The sequence below is a fragment of the Paenibacillus sp. Negev47 genome, from assembly GCF_058313655.1.
In genome coordinates, this window is sequence record NZ_CM177754.1 from 1,351,365 (window position 1) to 1,372,582 (window position 21,218).

A 21,218-nucleotide genomic window follows, 5' to 3' on the forward strand; every position below is an offset into this window, starting at 1 on the left:
TATTCAGGGGCGTTTTTTGTGTTTATTTTTACAAAAGCAATGTTGACCAACCGGAGCGAATACGCAACGGACTATTATAATTTAATGGGGGCATCCAGTATGAAAGCCAGTGAAATCCGGTCCAAATGGATAGAGTTTTTTGCAAGTAAAGGTCACAAAATCGAGCCTAGCGCATCGCTCGTGCCGCACAACGATCCTTCTCTTCTGTGGATCAATGCGGGTATGGCACCGCTCAAACCATACTTTGACGGACGGGAGAAACCAGAGAACCCGCGCCTTGCGAATTCCCAAAAGTGTATTCGTACCAATGATATCGAAAATGTCGGCAAAACGCGCCGTCACCATACGTTCTTCGAAATGCTCGGCAACTTCTCCATTGGTGATTACTTCAAGGAAGAGACTGTTACATGGGCATGGGAGTTCCTGACCAGCAAAGAGTGGATCGGTTTCGATCCGGAACGCCTATCCGTTACGGTATATCCGGAAGATGAAGAAGCTTTCAAACTGTGGAATGATAAAGTGGGACTGCCTGCAGAGCGTATCATCAAATTGGATGAGAACTTCTGGGATATCGGTGAAGGCCCATGTGGACCTTGTACGGAGATCTTCTATGACCGCGGCGAAGCTTACGGAAACGACATGAGTGATCCCGAGATGTATCCAGGTGGGGAAAATGAACGTTATCTGGAAGTGTGGAACCTGGTGTTCTCCCAGTTCAACCATAACAAAGATGGTAGCTACACACCGCTTCCTAACAAAAATATTGATACAGGTGCTGGTTTGGAGCGTTTTGCTTCCATTCTGCAAAATGTGGATTCCAACTTCGACACAGACCTGTTCCAACCGATGATTCAGAGAACAGCCGCTCTTGCGGGTGTGAAATATAACGACAGCGTAGAGATTGATGTGGCATTGAAAGTCATTGCGGATCATATCCGTACCGTTGCTTTTGCAGTGGGTGATGGCGTTCTGCCAAGTAATGAAGGACGTGGATATGTCATCCGTCGTTTACTCCGTCGTGCAGTTCGTTATGGAAAAGTACTTGGACTTGACCGTCCATTCCTGTATGAACTGACAACAACCGTTGGTGAAGTAATGGGCATGTACTACCCTGAAGTAGTAGACAAGCAAGAGTTCATCGCTAAAGTGATCAAAACCGAGGAAGAGCGCTTCCACGAAACACTCACAGATGGTCTGGCTATTCTGGCTGATATCAGTGGCACTGCCAAATCCGAAGGGCGCACTGTTATTAGCGGACCTGAAGCTTTCAAACTGTATGATACGTACGGTTTCCCGTTTGACCTGACAGAAGATTATGCCGCAGAGCATGGTCTGACTGTGGATCGTGAAGGTTTTGATGCATCCATGCAAAAACAACGTGAGCTTGGACGTGCTGGGCGTCAAGAGAACGAGAGCATGAAAGTTCAAGGCGGACCACTTGCCGATCTGGAGGTTAAAAGTGAGTTTGTTGGTTATACTGACCTGTTGACGGAAGCAAAAGTGGTAGCCATCGTTGCAGGTGACGCTCTTGTTGACACTGTAGGCGAAGGACAGACATGCCAGGTTGTACTGGACAAGACTCCATTCTACGCAGAAAGTGGCGGTCAAGTAAGTGACCAGGGCTTGCTGCTTGGAGCTGCTGTAACAGCGAAAGTACAAGGTTTGTTCAAAGCTCCGCAGGGACAACACGTTCATCTGGTGACGGTAGAGTCCGGTGAATTGCGTGTGGGTGAAGTTATCCGTGCTGAAGTAGATGCAGCCAAGCGTGGGGACATTATCAAAAACCATACAGCTACCCACTTGCTGCACAAAGCACTCAAAGATGTGCTCGGAACTCACGTAAACCAGGCGGGATCGCTCGTTGAGCCACAGCGTCTGCGGTTTGACTTCTCTCACTTCGGCAGCATTACGCCTGAAGAGTTGACAGAGATTGAGCGTCAGGTAAACGAACAGATCTGGAATCGTCTGAACGTGAACATCGAGCTGAAAGCTATTGATGAAGCGAAAGAAATGGGTGCGATGGCCCTGTTTGGTGAAAAATATGGAGATATTGTACGTGTCGTTCAAGTCGGAGACTACAGTTTGGAACTTTGTGGCGGCTGTCACGTAAATAATACTTCAGAGATCGGAATCTTCAAACTGGTGAGCGAGAGCGGAATTGGCTCCGGCGTACGCCGGATCGAAGCTGTAACTGGCCGTGGCGCATATCTGTATGTGGAAAGCCAGTTGGAACTGCTCAAGCAATCAGCATCGTTGCTCAAAGCGAATGTGGCTGATGTGCCTAAACGGATTGAAGGTCTGAACCAACAACTGAAAGAAGCAGCCAGAGAGACCGAATCCCTGCAAAGCAAACTCAGTGCCATGGAAGCAGGTCAACTGACCGATCAAGTGGTACAAGCAGGAAATACACAATTGCTGGCAGCACGCGTAGATGCTCCGAACATGGACGCGCTTCGCACGGTGGCAGATGAATTGAAAATCAAATTGCCTAACGCCGTACTCGTATTGGGTGCCGCAGCCGATGGCAAAGTGAATTTTGTAGTAGCTGTACCTGCTGAACAAGTAAAACAAGGTCTGCATGCAGGCAAAATCGTCAAGGAAGTCGCGGCAGTATGCGGCGGTGGCGGTGGTGGACGTCCAGATATGGCACAAGCCGGTGGTAAGGACGCGACCAAGTTGGATGAAGCGTTGAAACTGGCGGTTTCATTAGTTAGCCAGTAAAGGACAAGTAAAAAACACAATTGCCTTATCCTTTGTTTACTTGTGGCAGTCAGAATATGTTATTATATAAACAGAAATCAATTCGGCAGGACATGGTCCCCATGTTCATGCAGGAGCGAGGTGTCATCAATGGACTCCATGGATAAGACGGTTAAATTTAATGTGAAAGGTGACGAACAGGAAGCATCATCCAAAGAGATTCTTCTCACGGTTTATGATGCATTGGTCGATAAGGATTATAATCCGATCAACCAGATTGTTGGGTATCTGATTTCCGGAGACCCGGCATATATTCCTCGTCACAACAACGCACGTAGTCTGGTCCGTAAAAAGGAGCGCGATGAGCTGATTGAAGAGCTTGTACGTTCCTATCTGGCCAATCACCGGTAATGTACGCCGCTTCCGCTGTGTTGCAGCTATGCAGGCAGCGGGAAATGAACCGACAGAAGACAGCCTGAAGCTTGAGAAGGCGACTAATCATCGACCTGAGCAGGCTTGAGGATGGGAGAGCATGGATGAAAATATTAGGTTTGGACTATGGGGACCGAAGAATCGGGGTTGCCGCGAGTGACGCCTTCGGTTGGACTGCCCAGGGATTGGAAGTGCTTGAACGCCGCCGTGATGAAGGCGAGTTCGCTCGGATTGCCGATCTTGTTCGTGAGCACGAGATTAGTGAGATCGTAGTCGGACTTCCCAAAAACATGAACGGCACCGTGGGACCGCGCGGTGAGATATGTATTGCTTTTGCCGAACGCCTGCGGGGCGAACTGAATTTACCTGTTCACCTTTGGGATGAACGGCTGACAACCATGGCAGCAGAACGTACGCTGATTGAAGCGGATGTCAGTCGGAAAAAACGCAAGCAGGTTGTGGACAAAATGGCCGCAAGCTTGATTTTGCAAAATTATTTGGATGCCAATAGTAGAAGGTGAGGGGGATCAACAATGGCTGAAGATCAACTGGGTATGGAAGAAGAAGCGGAGATTATTTACATTGCGGATGACGAGGGTAATGAAGAGGAATTCGAAGTCATCATGAAGTTTGAAGTAGACGGTTCGGAGGCCAAGTACATGATGGTTGCTCCGGTTGAACCTGAAGATGGCGAAACGGATGTTTATGCATTCCGTTATGAAGAAGAGGGCGACGATATCAAACTTTTCGTCATCCAAGATGATGCCGAGTGGGATATCGTCGAGGAGACGTTTAATACATTTCTTGCTGAAGATGAAGAGGAAGCGAACTAAATGACGGAATATAGCCGCAAAGACCTGAAATGGACAGATTCACTGCGTCTGGCATTCGGTGCTCATGTGGAGCTCGAGGAAGAGAACGGTAAATCACAACCGTATGACTTGTTGGCTGAGTTCGAAGTGAACGGTCAGCAGTACGCGGTGCTCCGCAGTTCGTTGCGACCTTATGACGAGGTTGAACTTCTGCGGGTATCACCTGGAAGTGAAGACCAGATCATGCCAGAGTTAGTTACGATCGACGATGATGATGAGTGGGAGAACATCTCGGAACTGTATGATGAATGTACACTCCCCATTGACGAAGATTAATCAGCTTCAAATAGAAGAAACCGGGAGGGCGGAGAAGTCCGCTCTTTTTGGTTGTGTAAAGGAGTTGTTTCTTTTTTGAAAGGGAAAGTAATAGTAGTCATACTGCTTATCATTGTAGTTCTTGCCGGAGGCGCGGGCGGATACGTATGGAGTATGATGCGTCCCGTGGAAGCTTCTACAGAACCGGTCGTATTCGAGATTAAGAGTGGATCGGGAACTTCGAAAATCGCGGATCAGCTTCAAGAAGAAGGCCTCATTCGAAGCGGGTTAACCTTCAAAGGGTATTTAAAGTGGAAAAAACTAGGTTCTAATTTCATGGCGGGTACATATTCTATGAATCCTGGCGTGACATATGATGAGATTGTTAGCAAGCTGAGTAGTGGCGAAGTTGTACCGGAGGAAATGGTGAAATTTACGATTCCGGAGGGTTATACTGTTCTGCAAATGGCGGGTAAGCTTTCTTATGAGCATGTTTTAGATCGGGATGAATTCATTAAGCTGGCCAATGATCCTTCGGCCTTTGATGTAGATATCATCAAAGATATTCCAGTGGATGAAGAACTTCGCTACGTATTGGAAGGATATCTGTTCCCGGAAACGTATGAGCTGAAGAAGGGAAGTTCCACGCATGATGTGATGCAACGGATGCTGGAAGAATTCCAGACCAAGATTAATTCCATTCCTGATTTGGAAGCCAAGCTCCAAGAAAAGAACCTTTCCCTGCATGAACTGCTGACGATTGCGTCACTCGTGGAGAAAGAAGTTGTGGTGGATGAGGAACGTGCTCTGGTTGCAGGTGTAATCTACAATCGGATCAATGAGGATATGAAGCTGGAGATTGATGCTACCGTTCAATATCTGCTCGACAAGCCGAAGGAGCGATTGTTTTTCAAGGATCTGAAGGTGCAAAGTCCCTATAATACGTATCTGAACAAAGGCTTACCACCAGGTCCAATAGCCAGTCCAAGTCTTCCGTCCATCGAGGCAGCGCTTAATCCGGAAGCTTCGGAGTATCTGTTCTATGTGACGAAAAAGGATGGTTCGTCCGGACATTTGTTTGCCAAGACGTATAAGGAACATCAGCAAAATATAGCCAAAAGTAAGGCTGCGCAATAAGCGGAGGGGATTATATGAGTAAGAAACATGAACTGCTCGTTACAGCAGCGAATGTGAAAGAGGCAGAAGTGTTGCTTCAAGCTGGAGCAGATGCTCTGGTTATTGGAGATGATCGATTCGGCATGCGTCTCCCAGGCAACTTCAGCGTGGAAGAGACAGCAGAGGTGGTTGCCATTGCAGCCAAATACCAGGCGCGTGTGTATGTATCCATGACTAATCTGATGTCCAACGATCTGCTGAAAGAATTGCCTGAATATGTTCAGGCTTTGGGCAGAATCGGTGTTGATGGTGTGGAGTTTAATGACCCATCCGTGCTGGCTACCATGAAGGAATACGCTCCACATGTTAAGCTGCACTGGAATGCGGAGATGACTTCAACGAACTATGCGACAGCCAACTATTGGGGAACCAAGGGAGCGAGTCGTGTTGTGCTTGCCCGTGAGCTGAATATGGACGAGTTGACGGAAATGGTTCCTTTTTTGAAGGTGGAAGCTCAGGTTCAGGTGCATGGTATGACGAATATTTATCATTCCAAGCGTAGTCTGGTGCAAAGTTATATGGCCCATCAAGGACGGCCAGTCGAGGGACATCTGGGTAAAGAACGTGGATTGTTCCTGATCGAGGCTGAACGCCGGGATGAGAAATTCCCGATCTATGAGGATATTAACGGCACGCACATTATGAGCTCGGAAGACATATGTATTCTCGAAGATCTTCATCTGTTGATAGAGGCGGGCGTGCACAGTTTCAAAATTGAAGGCATGTTAAAATCGCTTGCCTACAATGAAGCGGTTGTGCGTGCTTACCGGACAGCGATTGACAGTTATGTAGCTGATGCCGATGCATATGCGTTCTCTGAAGAGTGGTTGGATGAAGTGCGGAAATTACAGGACCCTGAACGTGAATTGTCGTTTGGATTTTTCTATAAAGAACAAGTGTATTAATAGAAGAGGTGAACAGAATGGAAACAGTGGCGGTACAGCGGAAGTTCTCGGGTAAACGTAACCGTCTGGACAAACCGGAGCTGCTAGCTCCGGCGGGTAATCTGGAAAAACTGAAATTTGCGATCCATTACGGTGCAGATGCCGTATATATCGGTGGACAGGCCTATGGACTGCGTTCCAACGCGGATAACTTTAGCTTTGAAGAGATGCGTGAAGGTGTGGAGTTTGCCAAAAAGTATGGAGCCAAAGTGTTCGTAGCGACGAACATCTATGCACATAATGAGGATGTTGAAGGTATAGAAACGTACCTGAAAAACCTGTACAATGCGGGAATCTCCGCGATTATCGTAGCCGATCCAGCTATTATTGAAGTAGCTCTTCGTGCTGTGCCGGGCCTTGAGGTACATCTGAGTACCCAACAATCCACACTCAACTGGCAAGCCGTGAAGTTCTGGAAAGATGAAGGCCTTCCGCGTGTGGTTCTCGGACGTGAGACCAGCTTCGAAGAGATTGAAGAGATCAAGGCGAATGTGGATATCGAAATTGAAGCCTTCATTCACGGAGCCATGTGTTCATCGTATTCCGGACGTTGTGTGCTCTCCAATCACTTTACGGATCGGGACTCCAATCGGGGTGGCTGTTGCCAGTCTTGTCGCTGGAAGTATGATCTGTTCGAGGATGCGAGAGAGGATACCGTGTGGGTCAGTGAAGAGGACATGCAGATGCAGCAGGCACCTGCGCCATTCAAACTGGGTGAGAACCAGCTTCCCCTATTCCAGGAGCAGGATAATTCATTCTCTATGGGATCTAAGGATCTGTGTATGATTGGTCATATCCCAGAGTTAATTGATGTGGGCGTGGACAGTTTCAAGATCGAAGGCCGCATGAAATCGATTCACTACGTGGCTACCGTGGTTAACGTATATCGTCAAGCCATTGATGCCTATATGGCTGACCCGGAAAATTATGTTCTGAAACCTGAGTGGGTTGAAGAAATGAACAAAGCGGCAAATCGTCCGCTCAATACCGGATTTTTCTATGATACACCAGACCATGAAGATCATATCTATGAACCGGAAGAAAAGGCCGTACCTTTTGACTTCGCTGGGTTGGTCATGGGGTATGATGCTGAAACAGGAATGGCAACCATTCAACAGCGTAATCACTTCAAACCAGGACAGGAGATTGAATTTTTCGGTCCGGGCGGTCACTTTTTCAAACAGATCGTAGGTGAAATACAGGATGAAGAAGGCAACGTTCTCGATGCTGCCCGTCACCCGTTGCAACGGATTAAAATGAAGGTAGATCAACCGGTTTCGTACTTCGATATGATGAGAAAAAAGAAATAGGCTCAAATACCTACATTGTGTCAATATTGTATTATGATTTAACAAAATAGTGTTATAAAATTTACATTTTGGACCTCCGTCTATCGGCATTTGGGGGTCTTTTTTTTATAGAAAAATAGGAATAAAGTTGTAAAATATTTCTGGAATGTGAAAGGTGAAAGAGGAAAGCTGTCGAATACTACATATTTATAGGGGAGAGAAAGAAAAATCCAACAAGTAAATTACTGGCAGGTGAATGGGATTGGTTCAAAAGAAGCAGAAAGACAGTGGGGAACAAGTGACAAAAGCCGAGCAGGTTAATCCTGAGAAGGTTCAGAAAGTGAAGAAAGAAAAAGTAGGCAAAAGCAAAACGACAGGTAGTGGCAAAAGAGGGTTTAAGATTGACCGCAGCAAGCTCAAGCTGGGCTGGATCAAGACTGATTGGGTGAAGAAACAATTGAAAAACCGGGATTGGAAAAACTTTGGGGGGTCTTCTTTCGAACAGATTAAGAAGGCAAATCCGGTTAAATCCGTAGGGGTTAAACTGTTCTTGATCTTCTTTGCGGGAATAATGATTTTTGTAGTGAGTTTGGGTCTATTATCCTATTCGAAAGCCAAGGGTACGATTGAGACCAATGCCTCACGAGCCAATCAGGAGACGATTGATCAGACCAAACAAAAAATGGACATCATTTTGGAGAGATTTGTGGACACATCCACACAGATTTTCTTTGATCCGGAAATGCAGTCCTTGCTACAAAAAATGTCAGATCAAAATCTGACTGCGTATGATACATTCATAAACTCAAGTTCAATCAACAAGCAACTGTCCAATGTTGCATTTACAAATAAATCTATGGAAGCGATTTATTTGGTACCTACGGACGATACAAAGTCCATTATGGGTACAGGTAGCAACAGTTCATCCATGGGCAACATTCGCCAGGAAGCATGGTACAGTGAGTTGATTGAGGCGGGCGGTTATCGTTGGCTTCCAACAGAGGTCAAGGAAGATGGATCAACCCCAACGTTTAAAATTGCACGTTCAATGAAAAACCTGCAGGGAACGACCCAGTCGTATGTTCTGGTTATTGAACTGAAACTGGAAGTTCTGGAGGAACAATTGAAATCGCTTGATCTGGGGCAAGGAGCTATTCTTCAACTGATTGCTCCGGATAATAAAGTGGTTGCATCCTCCATCCCGGATCGTACGGGACAAGATACAGAGCTTGCATTTGTCAAAGAACTGACTGAACCAGAAGGTAGCACGAATACGGAGTATACGGTGGATGATAAATCTACTGAAATGCTGGCTGTATACAGCACGATGGATACATCCAATTGGAAACTGGTTGGTATGATACCTACCTCTGTTTTGGTTCAGGATGCAAAAGGTATTCTGACCCTGACACTGTGGATGGCGCTGATTGATGCAGGTATTGCAGTGTTGATCGGGATCTGGATGGTGCGTATGATTGCTCGTCCACTCGGCAAATTGAAAGATCTGATGCAGGAAGGTGCGAAAGGTAATCTTAAAGTTCGTACCCCATATAGCTCCAAAGATGAAATTGGTCAGCTCTCATCGGCATTCAATCTGATGATGGAGCAGATCACGAAGCTGGTTGAACAAACCAATCGTTCGGCGCAAGAAGTATTGGATACGGCCTCCGAACTGAGCAGTGCATCCAAGAAAACAGCCGTATCTGCTTCTGAGATCGCCGTAGCGACAGAAGAGATTGCAGGTGGTGCAGGCAGTCTGGCAACTGAAGCAGAACGTGGCAATGAATTGACAGATAATATCTCTCGTCAGATGGAGAGTGTAATCGCTGCCAATGAACAGATGGGTGATTCTGCTCGTCATGTAGAGAAGTCCAGTCAGACAGGAACACAACATCTGAATCAGTTAATGACCAAAACCCAGAAGACAGAAGAAATGATTGGTGCACTGGTGAATAAGGTTGATTCCCTGAAAGAGAGTACATCTTCTGTTCTGAAAGTGCTTGAAGTGCTGCAAAACATAACGAAACAAACCAATATCCTATCCCTCAATGCGACCATTGAGGCAGCACGTGCCGGTGCAGCCGGACGCGGATTCATGGTAGTGGCTGATGAGGTTCGTCAGTTGGCGGCTCAATCCAGACAATCCATTGAGATGGTTGGAGAGATTACAGACAAAATCATGACCGAAATGAATGAGACTGTGGATGCTTTGTCGGCAGCATACCCGTTATTCAAGGAACAAATGGATGCTGTCAAAGATACCAACGTCATATTCGCTTCCGTACAGGAGCAGATGGGTGCATTTGTGGAACGTCTAGGTATGGTGACGGGGTCGATTGGAGATTTGAACAAATCTCAAAGTACATTGTCCGAAGCCATGAGCAACGTCAGCGCAGTAGCTGAAGAATCTTCTGCAACGTCACAAGAAGTAGCTTCACTGAGCAGTGAACAGCAAAATATCAGTAACCAGCTGGTCAATCTGTCTGGCAAACTGGAGAACGTGTCCACTGAGCTGAAAGAAACATTGTCACGCTTTACGGTGTAACAAGCCAAGGCTGAAATGAGGAGAACCTGTCCCGCACATGGGACAGGTTTTCTTTATGTTTACCGGATAATTCCAAGCCTAATCAGCAATAATATGTCAAAACGAAAAAAGGTGAGATTTGGATGCATCTCCTGGCAAAACGGCGTATTTATATAGCTTGTATTATTCTAACCCTTATCTTTGGGTTGCTTATATTACGATTGGGATGGGTTCAGATCGTTCAGGTGAATCAGACCATGCCTGGATTTCACCGAACAGTACGTGAAATGTCTGTATTGCAGCGTGAGCGCGGTGTGATGCTTGATCCAGGGCGGGGACAATTTACGGATTACAACGGCGAGGCATTGACCGGGAAGCTGCAATGGGGATTGATTCTTTTTCCACAAGCAGGTCCATTAGAGAAATTACGCAAGTATGGGGCATTAGAAGGCTCCGAGATGAGACAGTTGGCCGCTATATTACATACGGATCTGGATCAATTGAAGAAGGAATGGAATCAGGAGAATATACCTCATTTCTGGACAGCAGGTTCACATCAGCCTGTTCATTTGTCCGAGGCTCAGGTGCAGCGCTTACGTGGTCTGCATCTGCAAGGCGCGGGTATATATCCGATGATGACAAGGTACCTTCATGGGCACACGGGAATGCAGTGGCTGGGTTATGTGGCAGAACAGCCTGAATCTTTCAAAGGACAACCTGGACATCAGGATGAGGTAAGACAGCCTTTTGCCATGAAATCAGGGGCAGCTGGCCTGGAGAGAACACTTGAACCCTTGTTGCGAGGAATTGGCCCTACACTTGTGTCACGTATGGTCTCGGGCGGGGGAGAGATTATACCCGAGATTCAGCCGCGCGTCATCGCACCAGCCAACAGCCATTATCCTTTACGTGTGGAAACTACTGTGGATGGCAAGTTACAGCAAGGGTTGGAGCAGCTGACAGAAGAGTCTGGATTACAAGAAGGGGCTGTTGTTGTGCTGGATGTCGCTAACGCAGATGTTCGTGCCATGATATCCCGCCCTTTCTATCAGCCGCAACATGTGGACCCCAAACAATCAGACTGGGGGAATCGTGCAGTACAGGGAGCCGTACCAGGATCCATTTTCAAAATTGTCACTGCCGCTGCCGCTTTGGAGTATCATGCGGTTTCTAACGGAGAAGAGTTCCATTGTGGTGGCGAATATGGTAAGTATGGACTGTCCTGCTGGAAGGAGCATGGGCATGGGGACTTGAATCTGGAGCACGGATTCGCCGAGTCTTGCAACATCGTATTTGCAGAAACGGCACGCAGGCTTAGTATGGAGCAACTGGAGCAGACGGCAGATCGTCTGGGACTCGCGCGTCCGATTGGCTGGGAGGGTGAGCAGATGGCAGGAATGACGGTGCTGCGACACTTTGATCATGAAGATCACGGGCGAGTCAGAACAGAAGCAGTTTCAACTACGGATGAAGGCGCCAAAATACAGACAGCAATCGGTCAGCGAGATGTCTTGGTCACACCTTTACAAGCCGCGAATCTGATCGTGACATTGTTGCATGATGGGAAGGTTAGTGCTCCGCGTCTTGTTGAGCGAATCCGGTATGCCGATGGTGGCACCATGCTGGAGATGCCTTTGCATGATTCGCCTTCAGCAGCAGGACAGATTGCTCCCGCAACGGCACATACACTGCTGTCCTGGATGGATAAGGTAGTCCGTGAGGGCACAGGAAAATCCCTGCAGCGTGCACGATGGCATGTTGCAGGGAAATCAGGTACAGCTCAGGTACAGAAAATTGGGAAGAAACGCAATCACCAATGGTTCATTGGCTACGGACCGATAGAACACCCCAAGTATGCAGTGGCTGTGCTTGTCCAAAACGTATCGCCTGATAGTCATCATCAGGCGACGGCTATCTTCAAGAAGGTCATGGACTATTTGGCTGAGTCTTCGTGATCCTTCCCAGGAACAGGAGGTTGTACCGTCGACTCGGCAGAATGTGCTGAGGCTGTGTTAACTGGTGAGTCCATGACCAATGGAGAAGACTCAAATTCATCTTTTGGCAAGTGAATCCACTTTTGCAGGTATCCTTGTTGTAACAGTTCTTTCAGAAGAATCAGGAGCACCGGGGATAACACAACACCGGCGAGGCCGAAGATCGAAAGGGAAATCAGCATAAACGAAAGCATCAAATATGCCGAAGATACACCGATCGAGTTCCCCGATATTTTCGGTTCCAACAATTGTCGTGTCAGCATCGTCACTACGAGAATGACGATCAGGCCGATGGCCAGGCTGCTATTGCCTACAATGAACAAGTAGACGATCCATGGAATGAATACAACAGGAACGCCAAGCAACGGTACCAGATCGAAGACTGCGCAGATGGCTGCAATTGTAAATGCGTTAGAAGTTCCCAAAATCAACAAACCTGCATAAATCAATATGAACGTAATGAGCATCATGATCATCTGTGCCTTCAGATACGAGCGGATCGTCTTGAACACGTGATTACGCATGAACTCAATAGCTAACTTCAATGTTTTTGGCGTTTTTGCACGCGCAAACTTGCGCCAGGATTCGATCTCGATACTTAGAAAGAATGCCAGAATTATCGCAATTCCGAAGTTCGTAATAAACGAAGAGAATGAACTGAGGAAGCCGACGACGAACTGTGCTCCGCTAGTTACCCATTTGGACAGGAAGCCGGTTAGCGTTGCAAAATATTCGTTCGCTTTTTCCATAATCCCATCAGGGAGAGCATCTGACTTGTCTTGAATGAACAGCACCAGATTGGTGAATTCACGCTGTATCATTTCAATGTACACGGGGAAATTATCTTGAAGATTGGAAATTTGTGAAATGATAATCAAGCCTACCCCAAAAAATGCAGCGACAATCAGTGCAAGAAACAAAAAGACGGAGATGGCCGCTCCAAGCGTCTTGGGTAATCCTTTGCGATGTATAAATTTGGCCAGTGGTTCGATCATCCAATATACGATGAATGAGAGAAAAACTGGCGCAGCCAATTGATATAATTGACTGAAACTGTACATTATCACATACACGGTTAATACGAGTAACGCGATATCGAAGACGGTGCGCCCGTATTTTTTGTAAAGCGGCAGCATGGACATGGCTCCTTTGCAGGCAATCATTAGAATGTATTTATTGTACACGATAGCTAACTTTTTGGGAAAACAGGATTCAAGAAAAGTCTGAATTATGATAAAATTAAAGGCGGTTTATTTTAGATAGTGTCATTGTGCACCGTAATTCAGCATGAAAAGTGGGGAGCTTGCAACATGACAACGATACTTCATAGTATTCTACTGTGGTTATTGTATCTTTCATTTTTTTACGCCTTTATTCCGAGTTTGATTAGCAGGCTTTTCGGTTTTCGTGTGTTCAGACGGGGGAGAAGTGATACACAGTTTGCCTTAACCTTTGACGATGGGCCTGATCCGTACTATACGCCGCGACTACTTGATCTGCTCCGTCAGCATCGAGCGAAAGCAACATTCTTCGTCGTTGGAGAACATGCGGCGAGTCATCCGGAACTCATTCAGCGGATACATGAGGAAGGTCATCTTATTGGCATTCATAATTATATTCACAAAACGAACTGGCTCATGCGGCCGCGTACTGTTCGTAACCAGATTCAGCGAACAGGTCAGATTATCCATGAAGTAACCGGAGTGAAGACTTGTTATTATCGTCCACCTTGGGGGATTATGAACCTGTTTGATTTTTTCAGTAAGAAAGAACGAAAGATTGTACTGTGGTCTTCCATGTTTGAGGACTGGAGAAGCCGAGTGGGTGCCCAAAGATTGACTGAACGGATGCTGAAGGAACTAAGAGGCGGCGAGGTCATGCTGCTGCATGATCGAGGAACAACCCTAGGTGCTGATGCACATGCGCCGGAGCAGATGCTTCAGGCGCTGGAAGTCGTCTTGCAGGAAGCCCAACGGTTAGGTCTGCAAAGTGTACGCGTCGATACGTTGATGGGAGGTGTTACAGTGAACGAAGCTCAGAACAAGAATAAACCACAGACACCGTTGAAGCTATGGAAGCGAATCGTTGTTGCCTTGTGGCTGGGTTGGGAGAAGTTGTTCCACTGGGTATTCCATCTACGGACGGCTTCGCCAGAAGATCCGATGCTGCACTTCCGATCTCGTGTATATCACGGAGCGCGAGTGGAGATGAATGACGGCCATGTCATTCAAAACGGAGATCAGGTAATTGAACTACATTTTGATAATCGGAAATTATTCGAACTTGGAGTGACATCACGCTCCAATATGCACTTGGCTATTCGCATGATCCGTACCATGGAAGAGCAATTGCCGGATCTGGCGCGCATGGTTGCTTTCGAACCTGATTTACGTTCTGCCAAGGCCATATACGGTGTGAGTATGATTAACAGAGGGTCAGAAAAATTTGGCTTTACCATACAAGATCTACCCCCTGGACCGTTCAGTACTGCATCCAAAGTGTATCTGAAGCTGCTGTTAAGTGTGATCCATCCGGCAGGAACCAAACGTTTGAAACAGCGCACAGAACAATTGGTACCCAAGATGATTGCCATGCCGGTGGAGATGCTGTTAGAACGTTATGGTCAGCATATGACGATGGTGGCAGCAACGGCAGAAGAGTCCATAGAAGGTGCACTTGTGATCGAAAAAGAAGTACTTCCAGAGCAGAACTAATAAAAGAAAAGGGTTGCCCTTCGCCAAATCTGGCAGAGGAGCAACCCTTTATTTATTAGTCTGTCCTTTACCTCAAGTAAAGGATAGCTTGAATTAGATACTCAGTACCCCACCGTTGCTTGCATTTGTAACCAGTTTGGAATAACGAGCCAGGTAACCGGTTTTCACTTTCGGTTCAAAGCCTTTCCAACCTGCGCGACGACGTTCAAACTCTTCGTCACTGATGTGCAATTCGATGATACGGTTGTTCAGATCCAGCTCGATGATGTCCCCTTCTTCAACAAAGGCGATTGGACCACCTTCAGCTGCTTCTGGAGAGATATGTCCGATACTGATTCCGCGGGATGCGCCAGAGAAGCGTCCATCGGTGATCAGACCCACTTTGGCACCCAATCCCATACCTACGATCTGGGAAGTTGGAGCCAGCATCTCAGGCATACCTGGTCCGCCTTTTGGTCCTTCATAACGGATAACGACAACATGTCCTTCTTTTACTTTGCCATTAGCAATGCCTTCAAGCGCTTGCTCTTGGGAGTCAAAGCAGATGGCAGGACCTTTGTGGTATCCGCCAACCGAAGCATCAACTGCACCAACTTTGATGATAGCGCCTTGTGGTGCAAGGTTACCAAACAATACAGCCAAGCCGCCTTTTTCGGAATGCGGGTTGTCCAGATGGTGGATAACGTTCGTATCCTGAATTTCTTTGCCTTCAACGTTCTCACGGATCGTTTTACCTGTTACTGTAATGCAGTCACCATGAATTGCGCCTGGTTTCTTGAGCAATTCGTTCAGCACTGCGCTTACGCCGCCTGCATTATGAACGTCTTCAATGTGAAGATCGGAAGCAGGGGCAAGTTTCGCCAGATGCGGAACGCGGTTGGCTACTTCATTGATACGCTCGATTGGATACTCGATGCCTGCTTCATGAGCCAGTGCCAGCGTGTGCAGTACCGTATTGGTAGATCCGCCCATCGCCATATCCAGTGCAAACGCGTTATCGATCGCTTCTACAGTAACGATATCACGTGGTTTCAAGTCCATTTTGATGAGTTCCATCAATTGGGTAGCGGATTGTTTAACAAACTCACGACGTTCAGGAGCAACGGCAAGGATGGTTCCGTTACCTGGCATAGCCAGTCCCATTGCCTCAGCCAGACAGTTCATGGAGTTTGCGGTAAACATACCAGAACATGAGCCACATGTTGGACAGCCGAACTGTTCCAGTTCAAGCAAGCTCTTATCATCGATTTTGCCTGCTTGGTAAGCACCCACACCTTCAAATACGGAAGTCAGGGAGAGAGCTTTACCATTACTGTCACGACCCGCTTTCATTGGTCCACCACTTACAAACAGGGTAGGGATGTTTACGCGAAGCGCACCCATCATCATGCCTGGTGTGATTTTGTCACAGTTCGGGATACATACCATGCCGTCGAACCAGTGTGCAGATACAACGGTTTCCACGGAATCAGCGATAATATCACGGCTTGGCAACGAGTAACGCATACCAATGTGTCCCATGGCAATTCCGTCATCTACACCGATGGTGTTGAATTCGAATGGAACGCCACCGGCTTCACGAATAGCATCCTTTACAATTTTACCGAATTCCTGCAGGTGAACGTGGCCGGGCACGATATCGATGTAAGAGTTACATACGGCAATAAATGGCTTGCCGAAATCCTCTTCTTTAACGCCCGCTGCGCGGAGCAAACTCCGGTGCGGTGCACGGTCAAAACCTTTTTTGATCATATCGGAACGCATCTTCTTGGCTGACATGGTGTGTTTCCCCCCAAATATATAATATTGAGCAACATGAATGGAAAAGTAAAAGGCAGTGCATCTGTCGTTTAATTTCATCCGTACTCTAAAAAAGGACCGGCTTGCCGGTGTCGAGCTCACCGTAGTTTGTGAAATTCTTTGCTGCTTTAAACCCGTGAACACCCGGTTTTTCTATTGAGTCTATCACAACCGTCGTCATATTTCTACAATCAATAGAAAGAAGCCTCAAACCATTTTCATGGAATTAGACTTCTTGATTTGCGGGAAAGCTATGATTACGTTTTTATGTGGCGAGAGAGGTTCTGTTAGTTACTTCCGCCTTTGCGTCCAATTTCACGATAGAATTCCTTATTATGTGTTTCTGAGGTTGCTTCTCCGCCCTTGCGTCCAATCTGCTTGTAAAAGTCAGTATCATGGGCATCTGAAGTCGCTTCTCCGCCTTTTTTTCCAATCATCTGATAGAAGCTTCGATCATGGTTTTTGGAAGTGGCCTTACCACCTAATCTGCCGGCTTCTTCACGACTCATCTTGCGTTCTGACGTCGGTTGACGTGCCATTACAAATCACTCCTTACAACGATAAGTTGTTTTTTGTAGCGCGTATCCCTCATTTACCACATCATTTCCAGCCTGAAACAACATCACCAGAATGGTACCGAAGGAGAAGAGATCCGTCAGCGCGTTAGACCGACCGTTTAAACACCTCATGCCGATTGAAAGAAAAGCGGGATATATCCGGTTCAATTAAGGGTTTGAACGCGTGACGTACAACTGGCAGAGCCAGTGTGACTGCAAATAGTACGGCGATGAGAAGTATGACTGGAATATACGCCGAGCTTCCCATATAACTGTAGACTCCAGACCAGATCGCGAGGCGAACGAGAAACCCATGCAGCAGGAATACATAGAGTGTGCGTCGTCCAAGGTCCGTTAGTCTGGAAGTTAAGGACGGTACCCAGGCCAAGAATAGCGCTGCCGATGCGATCTCCAGCAGGTAGACACCAAGTCGGAAGATGCCGGCATACCATTCGTGATGACCCAGTTCGGCGTACGTCATACTGCCAAGTAACCATCCTGATGAAATATTGAAACCGCCATACCCAATCCATACCAACAAGGCGGCGGAGAGGATAGCTGCAGTTCTTCGCCCCCAACCGGGTAGCAAACGAGAACGGATGGATGCTCCATAGTCATAACCGATGATAAAGAATGGTAGAAATACAAACGTACGACTAAAGCTGAGCCAGAACCCGTCGACGGGCAAATAGCCGGCAATTACACCGAGTGCAATCGATCCAATCAACCGATACATCGGTTTCCATGAAATCGTAAGACGGAGTAAAAGTCTCCAACAGAAATGACTCGCGAGAAACCATAACAGCAAGTAAGGTGCAAAGAAGGATAGCCGCATATGGGGTGTATGGAACACGGTAAAGTCCATTAATGCGTACAAGGACTGAAACAGTACATATTGTAAGGCAATCTGCTTCAGAACGTTTCGCCCAGGCGCGCCTTGGAGCGAGTGTGTCGCAAAATATCCGGTTACCCATACAAAGAGTGGCATGTGAAACGTATATATCCACAGGAACAGAGCTTCCGCTCCTGCAAAGCGTGTGATGAGTGGTTCAAGTGCATTACCTGCAAGTACACAGACGATAAGCATAAATCGCAGATTGTAAAAGAAAGATTCCTGATCATCCCGGATCAGTGTCTGATTTTTCATGGTGTATCCCCCTTATAGACCCTTATTGCAAAGGTCATTTGCATCTGTAATAAGGGTAATATGGATGTACATTCTCTATTGTGATTTAATTCACATTAGTAAGCGTTATCTTTTCATAAAGCTGTGACAACAAAATGAACGCAACGGGATTGACAACGGTTGCATAGAGGATGACAATAGTAAAAGAAGATGAGGAAATGTAAATATAAGGAGGGAAGAACTCATGTCAACGATTCCCTATCCAAGCCCGGATATTATTACATTTGGGGAAAGTATGGGTTTGCTGACTGCCAAGGATACAAGAGGGCTGGAATATGCAGCCACACTGGACAAGTCGTTCGGGGGTGCTGAGAGCAATCTGGCTATTGGCGTATCCCGCCTTGGACATACCAGTGGTTGGTTTGGACGTTTGGGTAATGATCCGATCGGCAACATGATTCTAAAGGCCATTCGTGGTGAAGGCGTAGATGTATCCCGAGTCCGGTTAAGTGAACACGAGCCCACTGGTTTGATGATTCGTGAGAACGCTTCCGGGAAAGCCTCGGTGCATTATTATAGGAAGCTATCCGCTGCAAGTGCGATCACACCAGATGACCTGGATCCCGATTATATTGCCGGGGCTAAGATATTGCACGTTACAGGTATTACCGCAGCGATAAGCGCGTCCGGACTTGCTACGGTGGAAGCCGCCATACATATTGCCAGACAGGCAGGTGTGAAAGTAAGTTTTGATCCAAATCTGCGTCTCAAACTATGGTCAGCGGATGAGGCCCGTCCAGTTATACTGCGTCTGGCTGAACTGGCAGACTACTTTTTACCGGGTCTGGACGAGATGAAACTTCTATATAACGAAGAAAATGATCAAAAAGTGCTTGAGCGTCTATCTGCCATGAAGGCCGTGTGCATCGTGAAGGGTGGCCCTGATTTGACCTACGTATTGGCGAATGGTACCCTAACGGAAGTTCCGTACTTTAAGGCGGATCATGTTCTGGATACGGTAGGGGCAGGAGATGGATTCTGCGCGGGATTTTTATCTGGTTTACTAAAAGGGTACTCCCCGCAGGAAGCAACTCGTCTCGGCAATTTGACCGGTTCCATGGTTATACAGGCTGTTGGTGATTGGGAGGCGCTCCCGACGTGGGAGCAGGTCGAGGCCAAGCTGAATAACGTTGCCCATGTTGAGCGCTAGTCGCTGCTGAAATCATATATGTCTCATCTTCGTTCTGAAATGTAAGGCTTGTATACACAACCATCACATTGATAAGGGAGAGATTGAAATGAAGAAGCTTCAGCTGTTGCAAAAAATTACAGATAATGGGGTTGTTGCAGTTCTGCGTGCAGATTCTGCTGATCAAGTCATTGCCATGGCCGAGCAAGCGATTGCGGGTGGCATTAAAGTTATCGAGATTACGATGACGGTACCCAGCGCACTCAAAGCTATTGAAAAATTAAGCCGCGTATACCATTGGAACACACAAGACCCAGAGAAATTTGCGATTATTGGTGCGGGAACAGTGCTTGAACCGCAGACGGCGAGAGCAGCGATCATGTCGGGTGCCGAGTTTGTAGTCGGACCTTCCCTGAACCCGGATACGGTTCAGATCTGCAACCTGTATCGAATTCCGATTCTGCCTGGTGTGATGACGATTGCTGACGTTCAACGCGCATTGGAGCTTGGTGTGGACATTGTGAAGTTGTTCCCAGGCAACCTGTATGATCCTTCGATTATCAAAACGATGAAGGGTCCTATGCCACAGGCAAATTTTATGCCAACTGGCGGGGTATCCTTGTCTAATCTGGGGGATTGGATCAAGGGTGGGGCGGTCGCTGTAGGGATCGGCTCTGACTTGACATCGGAAGCTGTGAAGACGGGTGACCTGAGTCATGTCCGTCGCAGAGCGGAACAATATATGGATGCTTACCGCAAGGCCAAGGCTGAATAGCACTTCAATATGGAGAAGGGAGCCTGATGAGCGAAGGCTCCCGCTTCTGTGAGCCGCGGCACCTGCGGAAGTGAAGAAAGGTGATTAACGTTGAGAAATCGGTATAATACAGGGCGCAAGAAGAGGGGCATCGGGAAATTCCTGCTCGTACTTCTGGCGCTCATTGTCATTGGTTGTGGATTTGTTGCGTGGAAATTATTCACACCATACGGTCCACAGAAAACAGCTCAAACGGCCATGGAAACAGCCAATCAGGTGACGGTGAGCGAACAAGAGAACTGGATTGATTTTGTGCCAGACAAACCGACTGGGAAAAGTATACTTTTCTACCCTGGTGGACTGGTAAAACCGGAAAGTTATGCACCACTTGCGCATGAGTTGGCCGCTGCGGGTCATCACACCATTATTGCCAAAATGCCAGTCAACCTGGCAGTGATTAAGCAAAACTTGGCAGATGAGATTCTGGCCGCATATCCAGACGAACAATTCGTTATGGGGGGACACTCTCTCGGCGGGTCGATGGCTGCACGTTATGCATCCGCACATCCTGATGCACTTCAGGGCATCTTCTTTCTGGCATCCTACCCGGATGAAAAAGGAAGTGTAAAGTCACTGGGAATCCCTGCTTTATCCATTCTGGGAACTAAAGATGAGGTCGTGAATGTCACGAAGTACCAGAATGGACGTATGTATCTTCCAGAAGACACGGTGTATTACACCATTGAAGGCGGAAACCACGCCCAGTTTGGTGATTATGGTCATCAAAAAGGGGATGGCGAGCCGGAAGTGAGTGGAGAAGAACAGCTGAATCAGACCGTCAAGACGGTTCTGGATTGGTTAAGTGCCATCAAGTAGATTTTGATTATTCTGC

At 47.2% G+C, this 21,218-nt stretch carries 17 protein-coding genes and 1 pseudogene; 14 read left to right on the top strand and 4 right to left on the bottom strand.

All coding sequences use genetic code 11. The features are described from left to right. Positions 1–99 precede the first annotated feature (99 nt). The 10 genes from alaS (at position 100) to AC4G47_RS06340 (ending at position 12,147) form a co-directional block, all read left to right on the top strand. Positions 100–2,721 carry an alanine--tRNA ligase gene (gene alaS / locus AC4G47_RS06295; protein ID WP_491106653.1) on the top strand — a complete coding sequence of 874 codons (2,622 nt, stop codon included), beginning with the start codon at positions 100–102 and terminating at the stop codon, positions 2,719–2,721. 129 nt (positions 2,722–2,850) lie between these two features. Beyond that, positions 2,851–3,111: an IreB family regulatory phosphoprotein gene (locus AC4G47_RS06300; RefSeq protein WP_017686818.1), complete on the top strand. Its 261-nt coding sequence runs from the start codon at positions 2,851–2,853 to the stop codon at positions 3,109–3,111. Between the two features lie 125 nt (positions 3,112–3,236). After that, positions 3,237–3,653: a Holliday junction resolvase RuvX gene (ruvX, locus tag AC4G47_RS06305; protein ID WP_145323974.1), complete on the top strand. Its 417-nt coding sequence runs from the start codon at positions 3,237–3,239 to the stop codon at positions 3,651–3,653. A 12-nt stretch (positions 3,654–3,665) separates the two neighbouring features. Continuing rightward, positions 3,666–3,965 (top strand): DUF1292 domain-containing protein, encoded by a 300-nt coding sequence (locus AC4G47_RS06310; RefSeq protein ID WP_017686820.1) that lies wholly within the window; start codon positions 3,666–3,668, stop codon positions 3,963–3,965. Next, positions 3,966–4,280, top strand: a complete 315-nt coding sequence (locus AC4G47_RS06315; protein ID WP_047844066.1) for a DUF1292 domain-containing protein — start codon at positions 3,966–3,968, stop codon at positions 4,278–4,280. A gap of 75 nt (positions 4,281–4,355) precedes the next feature. Beyond that, entirely contained in the window at positions 4,356–5,396 is a 1,041-nt protein-coding gene (gene mltG / locus AC4G47_RS06320) for an endolytic transglycosylase MltG (RefSeq protein WP_491105305.1), read from the top strand. A 14-nt stretch (positions 5,397–5,410) separates the two neighbouring features. Beyond that, entirely contained in the window at positions 5,411–6,340 is a 930-nt protein-coding gene (locus tag AC4G47_RS06325; protein WP_491105306.1) for a peptidase U32 family protein, read from the top strand. Positions 6,341–6,357: 17 nt separating this feature from the next. Next, positions 6,358–7,689 (top strand): peptidase U32 family protein, encoded by a 1,332-nt coding sequence (locus AC4G47_RS06330; RefSeq protein ID WP_491105307.1) that lies wholly within the window; start codon positions 6,358–6,360, stop codon positions 7,687–7,689. 235 nt (positions 7,690–7,924) lie between these two features. Beyond that, positions 7,925–10,213, top strand: coding sequence for a methyl-accepting chemotaxis protein (locus AC4G47_RS06335; protein ID WP_491105308.1), 2,289 nt, complete (start codon positions 7,925–7,927; stop codon positions 10,211–10,213). A gap of 236 nt (positions 10,214–10,449) precedes the next feature. Beyond that, positions 10,450–12,147 carry a peptidoglycan D,D-transpeptidase FtsI family protein gene (locus tag AC4G47_RS06340; RefSeq protein WP_491105309.1) on the top strand — a complete coding sequence of 566 codons (1,698 nt, stop codon included), beginning with the start codon at positions 10,450–10,452 and terminating at the stop codon, positions 12,145–12,147. Here the strand turns inward: AC4G47_RS06340 and AC4G47_RS06345 are convergent. Then, complete coding sequence (locus tag AC4G47_RS06345; RefSeq protein ID WP_491105310.1) at positions 12,126–13,322, bottom strand: AI-2E family transporter; 1,197 nt, start codon at positions 13,320–13,322, stop codon at positions 12,126–12,128. The genes AC4G47_RS06340 and AC4G47_RS06345 overlap by 22 nt on opposite strands. Positions 13,323–13,496: 174 nt before the next feature. On the opposite strand from AC4G47_RS06345, the gene AC4G47_RS06350 reads away from it, so the two are divergent. After that, entirely contained in the window at positions 13,497–14,900 is a 1,404-nt protein-coding gene (locus tag AC4G47_RS06350; RefSeq protein WP_491105311.1) for a polysaccharide deacetylase family protein, read from the top strand. 93 nt (positions 14,901–14,993) lie between these two features. Here the strand turns inward: AC4G47_RS06350 and ilvD are convergent, their stop codons facing one another. The 3 genes and pseudogenes from ilvD to AC4G47_RS06365 all read right to left on the bottom strand — a co-directional run bounded on the left by ilvD (position 14,994) and on the right by AC4G47_RS06365 (position 18,404). Continuing rightward, positions 14,994–16,679 carry a dihydroxy-acid dehydratase gene (ilvD, locus tag AC4G47_RS06355; protein WP_036616973.1) on the bottom strand — a complete coding sequence of 562 codons (1,686 nt, stop codon included), beginning with the start codon at positions 16,677–16,679 and terminating at the stop codon, positions 14,994–14,996. 317 nt (positions 16,680–16,996) lie between these two features. Continuing rightward, a pseudogene (locus AC4G47_RS06360) lies at positions 16,997–17,239 on the bottom strand (KGG domain-containing protein); the annotation flags it as partial. Positions 17,240–17,363: 124 nt separating this feature from the next. Beyond that, positions 17,364–18,404 (bottom strand): acyltransferase family protein, encoded by a 1,041-nt coding sequence (locus AC4G47_RS06365; RefSeq protein WP_491105313.1) that lies wholly within the window; start codon positions 18,402–18,404, stop codon positions 17,364–17,366. A gap of 223 nt (positions 18,405–18,627) precedes the next feature. On the opposite strand from AC4G47_RS06365, the gene AC4G47_RS06370 reads away from it, so the two are divergent. The 3 genes from AC4G47_RS06370 (at position 18,628) to AC4G47_RS06380 (ending at position 21,202) form a co-directional block, all read left to right on the top strand. Further along, a complete protein-coding gene (locus AC4G47_RS06370; RefSeq protein WP_491105314.1) occupies positions 18,628–19,593 on the top strand; it encodes a sugar kinase in 966 nt (321 codons plus the stop codon). Positions 19,594–19,681: 88 nt separating this feature from the next. Then, positions 19,682–20,347, top strand: coding sequence for a bifunctional 2-keto-4-hydroxyglutarate aldolase/2-keto-3-deoxy-6-phosphogluconate aldolase (locus AC4G47_RS06375; RefSeq protein ID WP_105407210.1), 666 nt, complete (start codon positions 19,682–19,684; stop codon positions 20,345–20,347). 90 nt (positions 20,348–20,437) lie between these two features. Beyond that, a complete protein-coding gene (locus tag AC4G47_RS06380) occupies positions 20,438–21,202 on the top strand; it encodes an alpha/beta fold hydrolase (protein WP_491105316.1) in 765 nt (254 codons plus the stop codon). Positions 21,203–21,218: the final 16 nt, after the last annotated feature.